Source organism: Desulfoconvexum algidum, from assembly GCF_055382125.1.
In genome coordinates this window covers 6,699,467-6,714,905 of the sequence record NZ_AP042394.1, presented here as the reverse complement: position 1 = coordinate 6,714,905, position 15,439 = coordinate 6,699,467, and the positions used below count along the sequence as shown (strand labels likewise).

General features: G+C 47.2%; 12 protein-coding genes. 3 read left to right on the top strand and 9 right to left on the bottom strand.

Going from position 1 to position 15,439, the window contains the following annotated elements; translation table 11 throughout:
- Nucleotides 1–274 precede the first annotated feature (274 nt).
- Complete coding sequence (locus tag ACZ45G_RS30240) at nucleotides 275–1,429, top strand: efflux RND transporter periplasmic adaptor subunit (protein ID WP_464174353.1); 1,155 nt, start codon at nucleotides 275–277, stop codon at nucleotides 1,427–1,429.
- Complete coding sequence (locus ACZ45G_RS30235; RefSeq protein ID WP_464174352.1) at nucleotides 1,426–4,704, top strand: efflux RND transporter permease subunit; 3,279 nt, start codon at nucleotides 1,426–1,428, stop codon at nucleotides 4,702–4,704. Before ACZ45G_RS30240 ends, ACZ45G_RS30235 begins: the two co-directional genes overlap by 4 nt.
- A 33-nt stretch (nucleotides 4,705–4,737) precedes the next feature.
- On the opposite strand, the gene ACZ45G_RS30230 is transcribed toward ACZ45G_RS30235, so the two are convergent.
- The 6 genes from ACZ45G_RS30230 to ACZ45G_RS30205 all read right to left on the bottom strand — a co-directional run bounded on the left by ACZ45G_RS30230 (nucleotide 4,738) and on the right by ACZ45G_RS30205 (nucleotide 8,458).
- On the bottom strand, nucleotides 4,738–5,274 hold the full coding sequence (locus tag ACZ45G_RS30230) for a hypothetical protein (RefSeq protein ID WP_464174351.1): 537 nt from the start codon (nucleotides 5,272–5,274) through the stop codon (nucleotides 4,738–4,740).
- A 248-nt stretch (nucleotides 5,275–5,522) separates the two neighbouring features.
- Entirely contained in the window at nucleotides 5,523–6,350 is an 828-nt protein-coding gene (locus ACZ45G_RS30225; protein ID WP_464174350.1) for a M48 family metallopeptidase, read from the bottom strand.
- A 4-nt stretch (nucleotides 6,351–6,354) separates the two neighbouring features.
- On the bottom strand, nucleotides 6,355–6,801 hold the full coding sequence (locus tag ACZ45G_RS30220) for a YbjQ family protein (RefSeq protein ID WP_464174349.1): 447 nt from the start codon (nucleotides 6,799–6,801) through the stop codon (nucleotides 6,355–6,357).
- A 4-nt stretch (nucleotides 6,802–6,805) separates the two neighbouring features.
- Nucleotides 6,806–7,120: a YbjQ family protein gene (locus ACZ45G_RS30215; protein WP_464174348.1), complete on the bottom strand. Its 315-nt coding sequence runs from the start codon at nucleotides 7,118–7,120 to the stop codon at nucleotides 6,806–6,808.
- A gap of 104 nt (nucleotides 7,121–7,224) precedes the next feature.
- The gene (locus tag ACZ45G_RS30210; RefSeq protein ID WP_464174347.1) at nucleotides 7,225–7,461 is read right to left on the bottom strand and encodes an aspartate/glutamate racemase family protein; all 237 of its coding nucleotides are present in this window, start codon (nucleotides 7,459–7,461) and stop codon (nucleotides 7,225–7,227) included.
- Between the two features lie 202 nt (nucleotides 7,462–7,663).
- Nucleotides 7,664–8,458, bottom strand: a complete 795-nt coding sequence (locus ACZ45G_RS30205) for an MBL fold metallo-hydrolase (RefSeq protein WP_464174346.1) — start codon at nucleotides 8,456–8,458, stop codon at nucleotides 7,664–7,666.
- Between the two features lie 169 nt (nucleotides 8,459–8,627).
- On the opposite strand from ACZ45G_RS30205, the gene ACZ45G_RS30200 reads away from it, so the two are divergent.
- On the top strand, nucleotides 8,628–8,813 hold the full coding sequence (locus ACZ45G_RS30200; protein ID WP_464174345.1) for a hypothetical protein: 186 nt from the start codon (nucleotides 8,628–8,630) through the stop codon (nucleotides 8,811–8,813).
- A 138-nt stretch (nucleotides 8,814–8,951) separates the two neighbouring features.
- Here ACZ45G_RS30200 and ACZ45G_RS30195 read toward each other — a convergent pair whose 3' ends face one another.
- From ACZ45G_RS30195 to ACZ45G_RS30185, 3 genes are read right to left on the bottom strand one after another with little or no spacing between them, the layout of a single operon-like run.
- Nucleotides 8,952–9,725 (bottom strand): DUF3108 domain-containing protein, encoded by a 774-nt coding sequence (locus ACZ45G_RS30195; protein ID WP_464174344.1) that lies wholly within the window; start codon nucleotides 9,723–9,725, stop codon nucleotides 8,952–8,954.
- A gap of 5 nt (nucleotides 9,726–9,730) precedes the next feature.
- Nucleotides 9,731–10,981, bottom strand: coding sequence for a glyceraldehyde 3-phosphate dehydrogenase NAD-binding domain-containing protein (locus ACZ45G_RS30190; protein ID WP_464174343.1), 1,251 nt, complete (start codon nucleotides 10,979–10,981; stop codon nucleotides 9,731–9,733).
- Between the two features lie 16 nt (nucleotides 10,982–10,997).
- The gene (locus tag ACZ45G_RS30185; RefSeq protein WP_464174342.1) at nucleotides 10,998–15,218 is read right to left on the bottom strand and encodes a PEP/pyruvate-binding domain-containing protein; all 4,221 of its coding nucleotides are present in this window, start codon (nucleotides 15,216–15,218) and stop codon (nucleotides 10,998–11,000) included.
- Between the last annotated feature and the right edge of the window lie 221 nt (nucleotides 15,219–15,439).

The window sequence follows — 15,439 nt, the reverse complement described above, 5'->3', positions numbered from 1 at the left end:
CCTTTATATCAGATCATTGGAGTTTATTTAATCCTTTTCTTAGGTCGGCACCCGGGGAGTGTTAAAAACTTTTTGCAATTTGATCCTATACAATGGCAAAGGAGTGTTATAGCATCGGCATTTAATTATTTATCAATCAGTGTGGGCATCTCCCTGACCTTTGGGTTTTTGACCAATTTTGACCCGCAACCAAAAACAACCCCTTGAAATCAGACCAATTGATACTATTTTTATACGGTTATCTCCTGGCTTTTATCAAAAGAGGACACGTTGCATGGAACCTAAACCAATTCAGAAGAATAAATTTATCCAGACATTTTTGCGCCTCGTCTGGAAGAGCATCCCCATTATCACGGTAGCCTTGGTGATTGCCCTGGTGATTTTTCCGTTAAGCAAAAAAATATCCGCCCGAAAAGCAGATCTTGCCCAAAAGCAATCCCATCAGATGAAGGCAGCAAAAGCCCCGACCAATGTTATCACCATGGAGATGATCCCCGGCATGGTCATGGAAAAGATCAGTCTGCCCGGAGTGGCAACCCCCTGGATCTCTTTGAAAGTTGCCGCCGAGGTCAAGGGAAAAATCGACACCAAAAACATCGATGAAGGAACCCGGGTACAAAAGGGAGATATCCTGGCCATAATTGATAAGCGCGATTATCAAAATAACTATGACGCTGCCCGGGCCTCCTATGAAACAGCCCTCACCACAAAGGACCGGTTCACAGCCCTGTCAAAAAAACAATTTATCACCCAGTCCCAATTAGATGATGCAAACGCAAATGTTAAAACGAGCAAAGCGGCCATGGACACAGCAGAGTTAAATTTGAGCCGCTGCACCATCCGATCGCCCATGGAAGGAGTCGTGGACCGGGTCTATATTGAAAGCGGTGAGTTTTTAAGTGTTGGAGACCCTGTTGCCACCATTCTCCAGATCGACCGGCTTAAAATCCAAGTGGGCATCCCTGAATCCGACGTGGCTGCCGTACGCAAACTTTCAACCTTTGATATGACCATTGATGCCCTGGGGGGCCAAACCTATACGGGCAAGTACCACTACCTTTTTAAAACCGCCGATTCCATGGCCCGGCTGTATAACCTTGAAATTGAAGTGAACAACCCGGGCCATAAGATCCTGCCGGGCATGTTTGCCCGGGTGAGAATTGTTAAACAGCATGACGCCCAGGGACTGGCCGTGCCCATCTACTCCCTTTTAACCCTTAATAAGGAAACCGGTGTTTTTGTGGAACAAGAGAACGTGGTTCACTTCAGACCGGTGACCACAGGTTTTTTGGACGGTTGGAAAATCCAGATCCCAACGGGGTTGTTCCCCGGGGAAAAGGTGGTGGTGGTGGGCCACAAAATCATTGAGGACGGTGAAACCGTCCATGTCACCAAAACCATCCTGAACATGGAGGAGCTGACCCAATGATCGTCTCGGATGCTGCCGTTAAAAACAGGGTCAGTGTCCTGGTCCTGGCCCTTATTATCATGGGTATCGGACTCTATGCCTATAACGTGCTGCCCCGGGAGAGTGATCCGGATATCACCATCCCCTATGTCTTTGTCCGAACAGAATACCGGGGGGTGTCGGCCTCGGATATCGAGACGGCCATTACCATTAAGATTGAAAAAAAGCTCAAGGGGTTGGACAAGGTCAAGAATGTCAGTTCGGTCAGCTCCCAGGGGTTGTCCCAGATTAACATTGAATTTTTACCCGGTACGGATATTGATGAGGTGCTCAGCAAGGTTAAAGACAAGGTGGATGAGGCCAAAAATGATCTGCCCACTGACCTTGAAAGCGACCCGTCTGTTTTTGAGGTCAATATTTCAGAGATGCCCATTGTGGTCTATTCCCTGGCAGGAGACTGCGGCCCCAGAACCCTTAAAAAAATTGCCGACGATTTAAAGGACGATATTGAAGCGGTGCCCGGGGTGCTTGAGGCCCAAATCACCGGGGGCCAGGAACGGGAAATACGGGTGGAAGTGGATCCAGACAAGCTGGCCTATTACAGAATCCCCATTACGGCTCTACAGCAGAGTGTGGTCAGTGAGAACCAGAATACTTCGGGAGGGGCCATTACCCTGGGGCATGGACGGTTTCAGGTGAAGGTACCCGGGGAGTTTGAAACCCCGGAAGAGATTCTTTCGCTTGTGGTGGCGACCCATGGCGGCAAACCCATTTATTTAAAAGACGTGGCAACGGTGGTGGACGGCATCAAGGAAGAAACCTCAAGATCCCGGCTAAACGGGGTGGATTCCATCAATATTTCCGTTAAAAAACGGGTGGGTGAAAACATCATCTTTATCTCGGAAAAAATTGACACCATTGTTGAGCGGGCAAGCCATACCTTTCCTAAAAACACCACCATCACCAAACTCATGAACAAATCCAAGGACATCAAGGCCATGGTGGCGGATCTTGAAAACAATATCATTTCCGGCCTCATCCTGGTGGTCATTGTCCTGTTCATAGCGCTTGGCATCAGAAATGCGCTCCTGGTCGGACTTGCCATCCCCTTTTCCATGTTTCTCTCCTTTGCCGTACTCCATGCCCTGGGCATTACGTTGAACATGGTGGTTCTCTTTTCCCTGACCCTGGCCCTGGGCATGCTGGTGGACAATGCCATCGTCATCATCGAAAATATCTACCGGTATATGCAGCAGGGAGTCCCCCGGGTGGAAGCCGCCATGCAAGCCACAGGAGAGGTGGCCTGGCCGGTTATCGGCTCCACCCTGACCACGGTGGCCGCTTTTTTCCCCATGATCTTCTGGCCCGGCATCATGGGGGAATTCATGAAATACCTGCCCATCACCTTGATTGTGACCCTTGCATCTTCCCTGTTTGTCGCCCTGGTCATCAATCCGGCTCTCTGCGCATTTTTCATGAAAACTGCGCCCGGGAAAAAAAGGAACAAAGAAATTTCAGCCCAGGAGATGGAAGCCCAGGGGGAAAAGCCCATTGAGATAAAGGGAATGGTTTTAAACCTCTATGAACGGGTCCTTGTCCATGCCCTGAATCATAAAATTTGTGTGCTCCTGGCTTCCTTTGTTGTCCTGATTTTTTTATTCCAGGTCTGGATGCTCAGGATCGGTATTGAAAAACCCGTGGAATTTTTTCCTTCCATTGATCCAGGAGCTGTCTACGTCAATATTGCCGTTCCAGAAGGAGCAGACTTAAGTTTTATCGACCGCACGGTAAAAGAAGTGGAGATAGCCATTTCCGGAAGTGACAGCAAAAACTACCAGCAGGCCATTGCCCTCCAGACGCACCAGAATTCAGACGGCAGCTCTTTTATGGCGCCTTCCGATATCAACAATATCGAACATATTTTTACCCGGGTGGTACAAAATGCCGGCAGCTCCGTCTTTGATTCCAACCTTCCCAACCATATCGGGATCCAGTTCATTGACTTTGAGAATCGGACCTCCCCCACCAAACAAGATTTGGAAGAGATCCGCAGGCGAGTTGCCCCCATTGCCGGGGTCAAAATCACTGTGGATGAACAAAAGGAAGGCCCGCCAACAGGTCCGCCCATCAACATTGAGATTTCCGGGAATAATTTTAATGTCCTGAACAAAATTTCTCAACAGATGCAAACGGTGCTGGAAACTGTCCCCAACATCAAGGATATTCGGGATGATTACCAGGGAGGCCTTCCTTCGGTCCAGATAAAAATTGACCGCCAGAAAACCGCCCTGTTCGGTCTGACCACTTCTGCCATTGGCTTTGCCTTAAAAATTGCTTACAACGGCCTGGATGTCTCCACCTATTATGAAGGGGATGAAGATTATGACATTGTGGTGAAACTGGCCGAATCAGACCGCCATGTGACCGATGTACTGCACAAACTCATGATCCCCACCGCATCGGGCGAAATTGTGCCGTTAACCACCCTGGCCTCCATCCAATACAAGGGGACCATCGGCGATATTGTCAGAAAAAATCATGAACGGGTGGTCACCCTCCAGGCCAATGTGGATGAAACAAAAATCACGGGAACGGTTGCAAGAATGCAGGTCCAGGAGCTGTTTAAGAAACTGGACCTGCCGGCCGGCTATGCCTACAAATTCACGGGTGAGGATGAAGAACAGCAGCAGGCCCAGGATTTTTTATCCAAGGCATTCATCATCGCCCTGTTTCTCATTTTCCTGATCCTGGTCACCCTGTTCAACTCAGTGGTCCAGCCGGCCATCATTTTGACCTCGGTTATCCTTTCCTTTGGCGGGGCGTTCTGGGGACTTACCGTAATCAACTCCCCCTTCGGAGTCATCATGACCGGGGTGGGCATTATTTCCCTTGCCGGGGTGGTGGTAAACAATGCCATCGTGCTCATCGACTATACCAACAAGTTGCGCACTGCAGGTCTGGGGGTAAAAGAAGCGATCATCTCCGCCGGTGCGACCCGGCTTCGTCCGGTCGTGCTCACGGCCGTTACCACCATTTTAGGACTGTTGCCCATGGTCACGGGCATCTCCTATGACTTCCATGTCATGGCGCTATCCCTGGCCTCTGAATCCAGCCAGTATTGGCGATCCATGGCCATTGTGGTCATCTTCGGCCTCATGATTGCAACGGTCCTGACCCTGGTGGTGGTGCCCACCCTCTATGCCCTGATCGAGGAGGCAAAAGACAACTTCGCCACAGGGTATGTTAAAACCAGAACCTTTTTCCTGGGGGAACCAGGCTCAAATACCATCACCTGACCTGAGATTGCCCTGACTTGATATTTACATTGATCACGAGGAAATCAATGTCTCCAGCTTTCCTTTCAGCCCCTGGTTTTCCTCTCCTTCAATACTCTGGCTCAAGGATCGCAATATCTCACGGATCACCGCTGTTTTGGGATTGGGTGACAGCAATTGAATCTCAATGGTTTTGATGTCAATAACCATTTCTTCCAATCTTATATAGGTTTTGCCGGTGCCGGTCAGACTTTCTTTTATTTCCCCCATAATTTTTTCCACGGCTTCCTTCCCCTGGACCTCCAAAACGGTATTGCTGCCAAGGCCCGGGGATTCATTATCAGGCTGACGAACAATTTTCACATCCAGAAATCCCAATCCCTGGCTGGTAATGCCAATACCGCCTGCAAGGGTTTTCAATTCAGCGTATCCGTCGATAAAGAGATCTTCGGCCATCTTCCTGGCCTCGTTCCTTTCCAGGCCAAGAGACTCCCCCACCTCATACATGGACACCTGTACCTGGGGATCCCCCTTTGTTCGGGTATAAAGTTCATATAAATAGGCGTTTACCTGGGGATTATCCATATCCATTATTGTATTCCTTTATTTCAATAAAATTCATAAACACCCTCTACAAAGAGGGCTGAATAGCCAGCACCTGACCGATATCCATAATTTTAATTGGTATTTCTCCTTGGTATTTTACGTGAAAATAGTAAGTCGTGAGATTGCAATCTTTTACTCATCAGTCTATATTCTCATATAAGAATGTAACGATGGTCATGGGGATGTCAACATGCGCCTATTTGAAAATAAATTAAACTGCAACGTTTCTATGTTCAATCAGAATTTTTTAACAAAGCATTTAAGGGTTTCACTATTTTAACATCAAAATTCATCTCTTTTACAAGTCTGTTAAGATTATTGATACGCTCTAAGGCTTGCGGATGGCTGTTAAAATAATGCCCGAAAAGGTTCTTGCCTTCTTTGTCTGGTGTCATGGCTTTGAAAAATTCTGTTGCTCCCCCGGCATGACCATAAGAGCACGCAAGGATTTCCAGGGCTTTCTTGTCAGCCATGCTTTCTTGAGTTTGAGAATACTGTGCCATGTTAAAACTTGTGGCCGGCGCGAACAACTGTGTAAAGTCTGAACCAGAACCTGTCATTAAAGCTGATATCGCAGTAATAACAATCCCCCTGCCCATACCTCGCAAATGATCTCTATGAATAAAATGTGCCAGTTCGTGGGCCAGGACAAAGGCAAGACCATTTTCAGAATTTACTTTGTTGAGCAGGCCTTTGAAAACGATAATCCGACCTCCGGGAAACGCCATAGCATTGGCATCCTCTGTATCGATCAGGTAAACAGTTAACGGATATGCAAGATGAACACACTCACTTAACTGGTCTACCATCCGCTGGAGTTCTGCCTGCTTTGGATCTTTGGCGCTAGCAACGCCTGCTTTTAATCCATTGAAAGAAGAGAATATCTTTGCTTCCATTTCAGGAGAAATATAATCCACTGCATAATCAACCAATAGACCCGTTGTCCAGAAAACAATAAATAAAAAAATACTTATGCCTGAAAATAATGTGACAAACTCTCTGACTGGCCGGTCATGAGAGACATTATCATTATGTTCAGGCAATGAGGGTTTATATTCCATGATATTATTTACAAAAATAAACTGCAGTGCCGTAGGCCAGAACTTCAACAGAACCGATCTGGTTTTTCCTTCCTTTGGTAATCGAAGAGGTCTCCAGCCGAAGGTTAACAACCATATCAGCTTCTGGACAGGATTCTTTCATTCTCAAAACAGCTTCTCTCCTGGCCCGGTCAATCAGCGTTTCATAAGACTGGACATTACCGCCCAAAAAGTTTCTGAGTTTTGCCAGAATCCGCTTAAAATAATCCACCGATACAACCATACTGCCATTGACCAGTTGACAATGATCAATTTCATGTTTGTCGTGCCCTACTTTTTTACTGGAAGTGGTTGGAAGTGAAATCAGTTGTTTCTCGCGCGCTATGATTGATTGGTAATGCTTTTTTTCAGCCCGGCGGCCGAAAAGATACCCCAGGGACAATAAAACTGCAAATATAATTAATTGTTCCATCAGCCTACTCCACTGATACAGCTGTGCCGTAAACATATATCTCTGCTGCACCTGCAGCGACAGAGGAAGTTGAAAACCGTACATTCACAACCGCATTGGCCCCCAATTGACTTGCCTGGGATTTCATCCTCTCAATGGCTTCATCCCGGGACTCTTGCAAAAGTTCGGTATATCCCTTTAGTTCACCACCAAAAATATTTTTAATTCCCGCCATCAAATCCCTGCCGAAATGTTTTGCTCTCACGGTACTTCCTGAAACAACGCCATAAAAAGCCATAATTTTTTTGCCGGGTATCTCTTCAGTGTTGGTAAGCAGCATTTTTATCTCCTGGTTTGAGTTAATTATCATGTCCCCGGAACGCCCGAGCAGTCCTTTCTTTAAACGCCGCGCTTTGACAAAACTTGTCCGACAATAGCACCTTGTTATATTGCGAGCTGAACAGCTTTTTCAGCGTGAATTGCGGTGGTATCCAAAAGTCTAACTTTTGTGTCACTTTGATTTACCAACAGTCCTATTTCTGTACAGCCAAGTATCACCGCTTCTGCTCCTTGAACGGTCAAGGCATCAATGATTCGTATATATTCAGCCTTTGAACTCGAATCAATTTTACCTAAGCATAATTCTTGATAAATGATGTTGTGAACAATTTGCTTTCCCAACTCATACCACCTAATAATCCAATTGTTTTCATCCGTCACTCCGTGAGTTTGTTAACCCAAATAACTGTTGTTTGAATAGGATCACTTTTATGAGCAAACCAGTTTATAAACAAATCATATCCACCACCGGTAGAATCGCCAGGGAAGATTAGCAAACGGCTTGTATAAGTCAAGCCATTTGTTGATAGATTAACCTTAGTACCTAACCTCCCATCATAGACGAAACATCTAACTTTTCGTTGAGTTTCAAGATTTTTATCCGGGTATTCGGGGATTCTTTTTTAACCCGCTCAACAAAGGGAGTAATCTCCACCTGTCTGGAAATAGGGGGAAAAAAATCATCCTGGTGATGGGGAATCACCCATTTTGGATGGAGTAGTTTCACATACCGGGCTGCAATATCACAGATATCTGAATGCCCCTGCAAAGGAACCAGTAAAATATCAATGGCCCTATTCCCTAGCAGTTCCAACTCATACCGGGAAGACCCTGCACTGCCGAAAAAATGTAAAATTTTATCCCCAAAGGAAAACCGCCAGCTCAATACCTGGCCACAGGGATATTTCCAAAACAGGGGCAGGTATCTGGGTATTTTAAAATTAATTTTTCCCAGGGTGGAGAACAGCAATCTTTTATCAAATTGGACATGCCTGCTGAAAAAAGCCTGGGCATGAAAAGCACCAAACCTGCCTTCCCATCTGTCTGTGGAAATTTTGTGTATTTGGTTAGGATTAAGGCCCATTTTTTCCAGAGAACCGGCTGCCTCTTGGGAACAATAAACCTTCGCTTTGGTCTGGGATGCGATTAAGGGGACATCCATGAGATGGTCAAAATGGCCGTGGGAAATAAAAATATGGGATGCTTCTTTCACCTCCTTTGGCGTTAGGGGCTGACGTGGTCTGGCCTCTGGGTTTCGGGAAAGATAAGGGTCCAAAAGAATCACCTGGTCCTGAAACTTCATCCTGAACCCTGCAGTTCCAAGCCACTGAATTTCCATTCAATTTTCTCCCATAAAGCATTCATACAATAAAAAAGTTTAGGAATCCATTTTTTTATATCTATTCTCGAACAAACGGCAAAAATATTTGCCCGGATCAAAATCATGCATATAATATAGGCTGTCCACACATCACAGCCCCCCCCCCTAACTTAATGGAGGAAAACACATGATTACTCGGATATCAGCAGCAGATGCCAAAACAAAAACAGATGCAGGACGCTGTCTTTTGGTCTGCATATATGATGACGATAAATTCACCCGTCAGGCCTACCTTGAAGGCGCCATCCCCATGAGCGAATTTTTAAAAAAAAAGCCCGACCTGTCAAAGGAGACAAACATAATTTTTTACTGAGGGTGACCCGATGACAGATCAGCGGCAGGTCTTGCTGCTCAATATCTTGAAGAGGGATACACCGGGGCCAGTGTTCTGGACAAGGGAATCAGCGGCTGGAAAGCAGCGGGTTTCAAGATGCTGTAAAAAAAACCGGCCCTAGGCGCCTGGTTTAAATGAGGCAAGATCAAAAATAATACTTCCCACCACCACCTTTACCTGGATGCGAAGGGGAATTCTTCGTTCATCTGCCGAGACCCAAATTCGGATCCTGGGATTTGTGCTCTTTTCAAACACCCCGGAAAGGTTGGCAGCAGAAGGGACAATAAGGAAGGTATCAAAGGTGCCCAAGGGGGTTGAGATCTCTTCTTTTTTGACCACCTCCCCCCTTTGAAGAAAGGTTTTCTTGCCATCGCTTACCGGAAAGGTCAGGGAATTGCCTGCATCAAAATTAAGGGTTCGCATCCGATAAAAACTGGATACAGGATCAAAGGTATTTTCTAAAATTTCAATGGGGTCCCGCTTGTCCCCAAAATTTGTATAGACTGCCTCCTTTTTTTCCCGGAAAAATTCAACCCGGATCTCTTTTTTTTCTTTCCCGGTGGCAATGTGCTTATACAGCAGGGAACCGGAGAAATCCGTAAAAACAAACCCCTCCAGTACATCCCGAATTTTATGGAGCTTGTCCACAAGTTTATTGCTCTTAATGGTCAGCTGAAAATGGAAAACAGGGACAGTGTCCACACGGGTTGTGGGCAGCACCTTGATGCTACAGGAACCAGCCTTGATCCGCTGCCACCGGATATTATAGGAAAGTTCCTCTCCCGGAGAAAAAGGCAGGTCCAGGGGATCTGCTCTAAGCCCCGTAAAAGAAGAAAGCATGCCGGCAAAAAAGAGAAAAGGAAACAGCCGTTTAAAAATGGGGCTGTCCACTGTTTCTATTCCAGGGTTTCTGCAACGGAAACCGTGCGGTCGCCCATCATGTTGACATAGCTTGCCATTTCATTGTCGTACCACCCGTATATCACGGACTGGGTGACCTGGATACTGCCCACCTGGTCCTTGATGCTGTCAAGAATATCCTTGTCAATGCCCTGCATATGTTCCAGATTTATATGGATGGTTCCGGTCCTTGTATGGGTTTCATGACCTTCGATGACAGCCCCGGCCTTGGGCGTGCCGATAATATCAGACGAGACATTCTGTTTATTGGTAAACACCAGATAACCGTTTGAATTCTGCTCTGCCGCAACCTTATAGAGATCATTGATCATATCCCGGCGGATGGGCTTTTTATTGAGCTCTTCCTGAAAATTCATCACCAGAATGATCAAAGACCCCGTGGAGGTAGGAATACGCACGGATTCAGCAATAAACCCAATGGTGGCCATTTCCGGAATCACCAATTGCAAGGCCTTGGCAGCCCCGGTGGTGGTCAGGATAATATTGTTTAAAATGGACCGGTTCTTTCTCAGGTCCACGGCGCCTGTCTTGGGCAGGCGGTCCAGCACCTGCTGGGATCCTGTGGCCGCATGGATGGTGGCCATGGAAGCGGACAATACCCGTTCGATGCCAAAGGCGTCCAGCAAGGGTTTGACCATGTGGGAAAGACAGGTGGTGGTGCAGGAAGCATTGGAAATAAGGATGTGGCGGATCGGATCATAATCCTTGTCATTCACCCCCATGACCGTTGTTACGGCATCATCGGGCATGACAGCCCCTTGTTTAAGCTTAAAGGGCGCCGAGGCCACAACCTTTTGAACGCCTGCCTCAAGGTGCCCCCGGATCGAGCCCTTGGGATCATCTGCGCCAAGATTAGGGTCCAGAAACTGACCCGTGGTATCCACAACAATCGCCACCCCGTGGTCTGCCCATTCAATATTCCTGGGGTTTCTGTGGTTGTTCAAAATTTTAACCTCAATTTCGTTCACCTTAAAGGAAAACGCCGCCTCATTCACATCGGTGATAACCGGTTTCCCTTGGTATCCGTACAGATACGCTTCCAGACGGCCATAGGTGGAGTCCCGCTCAATATAGTGGAGGATGTCCGCCATTGAGGTGCCCACCTCCCTGCCCACGTTGATCACAATTTTACTAAAAAATTTTCTGCCGGCATGGTGCCACAGGGTCAATTTTCCGATTCTTCCAAGTCCGTTAATGCCTAAGACCATTGGGTCATTTGTATTCATATTTTATACCCCTTATTTAGATTAAACTGACTTTTATTTCACCTTGATATACAGATCCCTTGTATCCGTTAATGCTGATATAATCCCCCACCTTCATTTTTACCCCATCAAGGGTACACTCTTTCTCCTGTTCATTGCACACCAGATTTTCACACCCCACCACACAGGTTTTCCTCAGATTGTAGGCCACCACGGCAGCATGGGAGGTCAGCCCCCCTTTGGCCGTCAGGATCCCGTCGGCCGCATCAATCTCCAAAATATCATCGGGCACGGTGTCGTTGCGGACAAGAATGACATTTGCATCCGGATCCTGGCGGCGAAACCCGTCTATTTCTTCCAGGGTAAACACAATCCTGCCGCTCATGGCACCCCCGCTCACACCAATTCCCTGGCCCAGGTAGGATGCCGCAAGTTGTGTGTCATCGGCCTCAAACCCGGTCATTTTTTTCCGGTCCCGCAACGAGAGGTCCCTGGCCTGGAGGATAAACAAATCCTTTTTTTCAGGCCCCTCAAAGGTAAACTCAATCTCCTGGGGATTCCATCCGCCGTCATAGATCAATTGCTGAACAATGGAAACAAGCTGCTTGTAAATTTGGGGGAATTTGGTTTCCAGGCTTGTTTTAGACTCCCTTTCCTCCAGATCCTTCTGGATTTCCGATATGGGCAGGGTTTTGACCAGGCCGGATACCACATCTTCTCCCTGGTTACCAATGGTAAAATCCCCCCAGAGCCGGATGGTATCACCGGGCAATTTGGGGCTGTGGCTGAAAACAACTCCGGATCCGGACTGCCGGGACCTGTTGCCAAAAACCATGGCCTGGACCGTTACAGCCGTACCCCAGTCATCGGAAATTCCCATGATCTTACGATAGTCCTTTGCCCGTTTGGAATCCCAGGAGGAAAACACCTTGTGGATGCCCAAAAAAAGTTGTTCCATGGGCGATTCAATGAGCTCCACCCCGGAATCCACAAGCAATTGCTTGTAGGCCAGGGCCACCTCTCGCATCTGATCCCCTGTAAAATAACGCTTAAAGGAAATCTTGTGACGTTCCTTGAAGTTGCTGATCACTTGGTCAAAGGCATCCCGCTGGATATCAAAGGTCATGCCGTAGGCCTGGAGGAATCTGCGATAGGAATCCCATGCAAACCAGGGATTGCCTGTCTTTTTGGCAATACTGGCAGCAATCTCTTCATTAACTCCCACATTTAAAAAGGAATCCAGCATCCCGGGTTGGGAAATGGAAGATCCGCTTCGAACCGACAGGAGCAAAGGATTTGCCGGATCCCCGAAGGAGGCATGACTTTTTTCCTCCAAGCGGGCAAGCATAGCGGTCACATGCTGTTTAAAATTCACCGCTGCCGGTGTGTATTTATTGATCAAATCCAGGCACTTAAAAACCTCGGTGGTAATGATAAAACCATTGGGAATTTCAATACCTAGGTGTTTCAGCTTGATCAGGTTCCATCCCTTGTTGCCCAGGTAAATAATGTTATTGGAGATGGGATCCTCGTCATCAATATTGGTAACAGAACATTTGGGGTCATAATTGAGCAAAGCGGAAAGCTCATCCTGGGAAAGCTTTTCAGACTGCCGGAACAGGGTGTGCAGGATCCGGTTTAAAAAAACATCCAATTGCTGCAACCCCAGGGAGGTGGCAATCCGATCCCTGAAAAAAATATCAGCCACCCGCTGGTCCAGCTTTTTAGCCATCTTGGCGTCCAGATCCGCACCATTGTCAGCATAGGCCCCGGGCAGATATTTGGTAAGAATCTGATCTTTTCCGATCCGGGATTCCACGTGGACCAGGTTTCGAGAATGGAGGGTGTTAAAATTATCAGACACGGCATCGGCAACAGCCCGTATAAACCCCTTGAAAATATCCAGATACTGGGTAAACGAACAGGTGGTGATATTCACACTATATTTTAAGAACTCCAGCTGGGTATCCAATTTGTTGGACACAATGCCGTCCAGGCTCAAGGCCTTGCGAAACAGCATCAGAATACTGAAAATTTTAACAAAGGTGGGTTTGGTGATCAAGCGCAGATCAATCCCGTTGATCAGGTCTTCAAACAATACATTAACAATGCTCTCAATTCGAAGGGTAAGCCCCAGGGCATCAAATTTTGCCTCATTATAACTGCCGTACATGGAGGGAATATCCACGGCAAAATGACGTTTGTGATAAATGGCCTCATTAACGGCATAGATTTTGTCCGAAAGGATGATTTCCTTGAGCTCAAGCATATAATTCAATAAAAGCTCAATCCTGGTTGCCAGGTCTTGTTCTTCAAGGGCAAGAATAATACGATTAGGATCGGGCAGGTCCTCTGTCTTGAAACCCACAAGATAGTCCTTCAGGTTCAGATTGCTGATGCCGTATTTTTCATTGAGCAGCCGGTAAAACCGAAATATAAGTTTCACCCGGGACCGGTCCAGTTGTTTAACCCCCTCAACCTTATCCACCAGCCGGTCCAGGGTCTCCTGCTTACACACGAGATAATCCTCCGGCTGAACCAGGGCCTTGGATTCAAGGAACAATAAAATTTTGCCCGGCCCGTCAATAAAGCGCCCGGTCGGGCTGATTTCCCCATAGATGGACGGGGGAACAAAGGATTTAAGGGGCGTTTTATCCCGGGTTTTCCAGAAAAGGATGACCTGCTCAATAAATTCCACAATCCGGCTGGAGCTTTCCACATGGCACTGCTTTCTCAAAAAATGAACAAGGCGGTCCCGTCTATTACAGGCCTCATCCAGCTGGGTGGAGATATCCCGCAACTCCCCTTCGGCACCGATTTCATTAAAAAAAGTAGGCAAAAGCCTTGCCAATTGCTTGACCAGGTTAAACACCGGTCCCACGTCTGAATTTAAAAACTGGGTGATATCCCTGGGGAAAAGATCGGTGTCCCGGATAAAAACCCCGCCAATGGACAGGGAAACGATCAAGGCAGACAGCAGGCGTTTGGATTTTTTGGGCTCCCGACCCACAAGACTTAAAAAAACCCGGATGTTTTTCACATGGGCATTGTTTCCCTGGATCTGCCAGTCCTCTCCTGTGCCCCGTATCATGGGAAACTGGAACCCGTGGTCCACGGACCTGTCTATGAAATGATTGATCAACTCAATTTCATCGGTCTTGTATACGGCATCACCGATCTTGTGGATACACTCCAGCACCGTTCCCGGATACCGGCCCCGATGCTCCTTGAGCAGGGCAAAGGTCTGGTCCACAATCCGAATATCTTTTTTAAACCCCCGGTCCCCGATCAATTGAATCAGGGTCCTGTGGATATCTCCCAGGGCCTCCCGGTGGATTCCGGCAAGCCCGGGTGAATGGATAATATAGAAAAGAAAGGTAAGCTTGAAGTACTTGCCATAGGTTTTACCCTGGGAATGGTCTAAAATCTGACGGGGAACCTCTTTGAAGCGTTTGACAAAATCCCGGTACCCGGTCAATTGGATGAGCTTGGCTGTGGTGTCACAAGAGCCCATGTCATGGGTGAGGACAAGTGCCTCAAGATTCGCCTGCCAGAGGGTCAGCCGGGAATGGGAAATCGCGTCCAGGCTCTGGATAAGGCCGTCATTGAGCCGCCATTCATCAATGTTTTCCCGCATCCATTCAACCGGGTCGTCCTGGGCCAGCCAATAGGTGAAGGAGGCCTCATAAAACTTGGCCAGCAGACGGTTCAGGGACAAAAACAGCCCTGGATTAATGGGTATCTCCTTGTTTTTCTCCAAATGCTCCACAAGCACCTGGGCCAGCCTGTCCGGCTGATAATAGGAGCAGACAAAAAAATGGAAATCCTTGCCTTCATAGGAATGGATCCGGTTCATTTCTTTTTCCATCACCGGAAAAAAGATTGCCACCTCTCGACCCGATTCCTTGGCAATGTGGTGGAGCACCAACATCAGGTTATCCACGGCAGCCGCCCTGACATCCTGCTCCGGCCGGGACTCAAAAGCGAGGATAAAAATATCGGCAAAAAGTTCCAGGGCCTTTCTGCCCTCGGGGTGGGGTTTGTAAAGATAAAAATAATGAAGGGTAAAATGCCGGGCCTCACTGACAATAAACCCCCAGTTCCGGTAAGGATGGGACAGTTCTTTTAAAAAAATTTCCAACCGGTTTAAAATCCCCACATACCCGTCAAAGATGTCCAATAGCAATTGATATTTTTCATCAATGGTGACATCGGCTCTGGTACCGGAAAGATTGACTTCAAGGGCTTTTGATTTCACAACTATCCTTCCTTTATTCGCAAAACTTTAAATGTTTTCACAATTTTGATGCAGTGTATCATTTTTTACTTTTTTTTCAACGGACTTTATGGAAAATTAAGCCCCTCAATTAGCGTGTCTTTCTTTTAAATTATATGCTATCGTAATTCGCAATATTTTTTAACAAACGAGCAAATTAAATATATAGGGCGGGCACCCTGTGATATCATGCCTTCCCTTCC

Coding starts and splice junctions, on each gene's coding strand:
- ACZ45G_RS30190 (WP_464174343.1), bottom strand. CDS start 10,981: ATGAATACAAATGACCCAATGGTCTTAGGCATTAACGGACTTGGAAGA.
- ACZ45G_RS30230 (WP_464174351.1), bottom strand. CDS start 5,274: ATGGATATGGATAATCCCCAGGTAAACGCCTATTTATATGAACTTTAT.
- ACZ45G_RS30240 (WP_464174353.1), top strand. CDS start 275: ATGGAACCTAAACCAATTCAGAAGAATAAATTTATCCAGACATTTTTG.
- ACZ45G_RS30220 (WP_464174349.1), bottom strand. CDS start 6,801: ATGGAACAATTAATTATATTTGCAGTTTTATTGTCCCTGGGGTATCTT.
- ACZ45G_RS30200 (WP_464174345.1), top strand. CDS start 8,628: ATGATTACTCGGATATCAGCAGCAGATGCCAAAACAAAAACAGATGCA.
- ACZ45G_RS30235 (WP_464174352.1), top strand. CDS start 1,426: ATGATCGTCTCGGATGCTGCCGTTAAAAACAGGGTCAGTGTCCTGGTC.
- ACZ45G_RS30225 (WP_464174350.1), bottom strand. CDS start 6,350: ATGGAATATAAACCCTCATTGCCTGAACATAATGATAATGTCTCTCAT.
- ACZ45G_RS30215 (WP_464174348.1), bottom strand. CDS start 7,120: ATGCTGCTTACCAACACTGAAGAGATACCCGGCAAAAAAATTATGGCT.
- ACZ45G_RS30205 (WP_464174346.1), bottom strand. CDS start 8,458: ATGGAAATTCAGTGGCTTGGAACTGCAGGGTTCAGGATGAAGTTTCAG.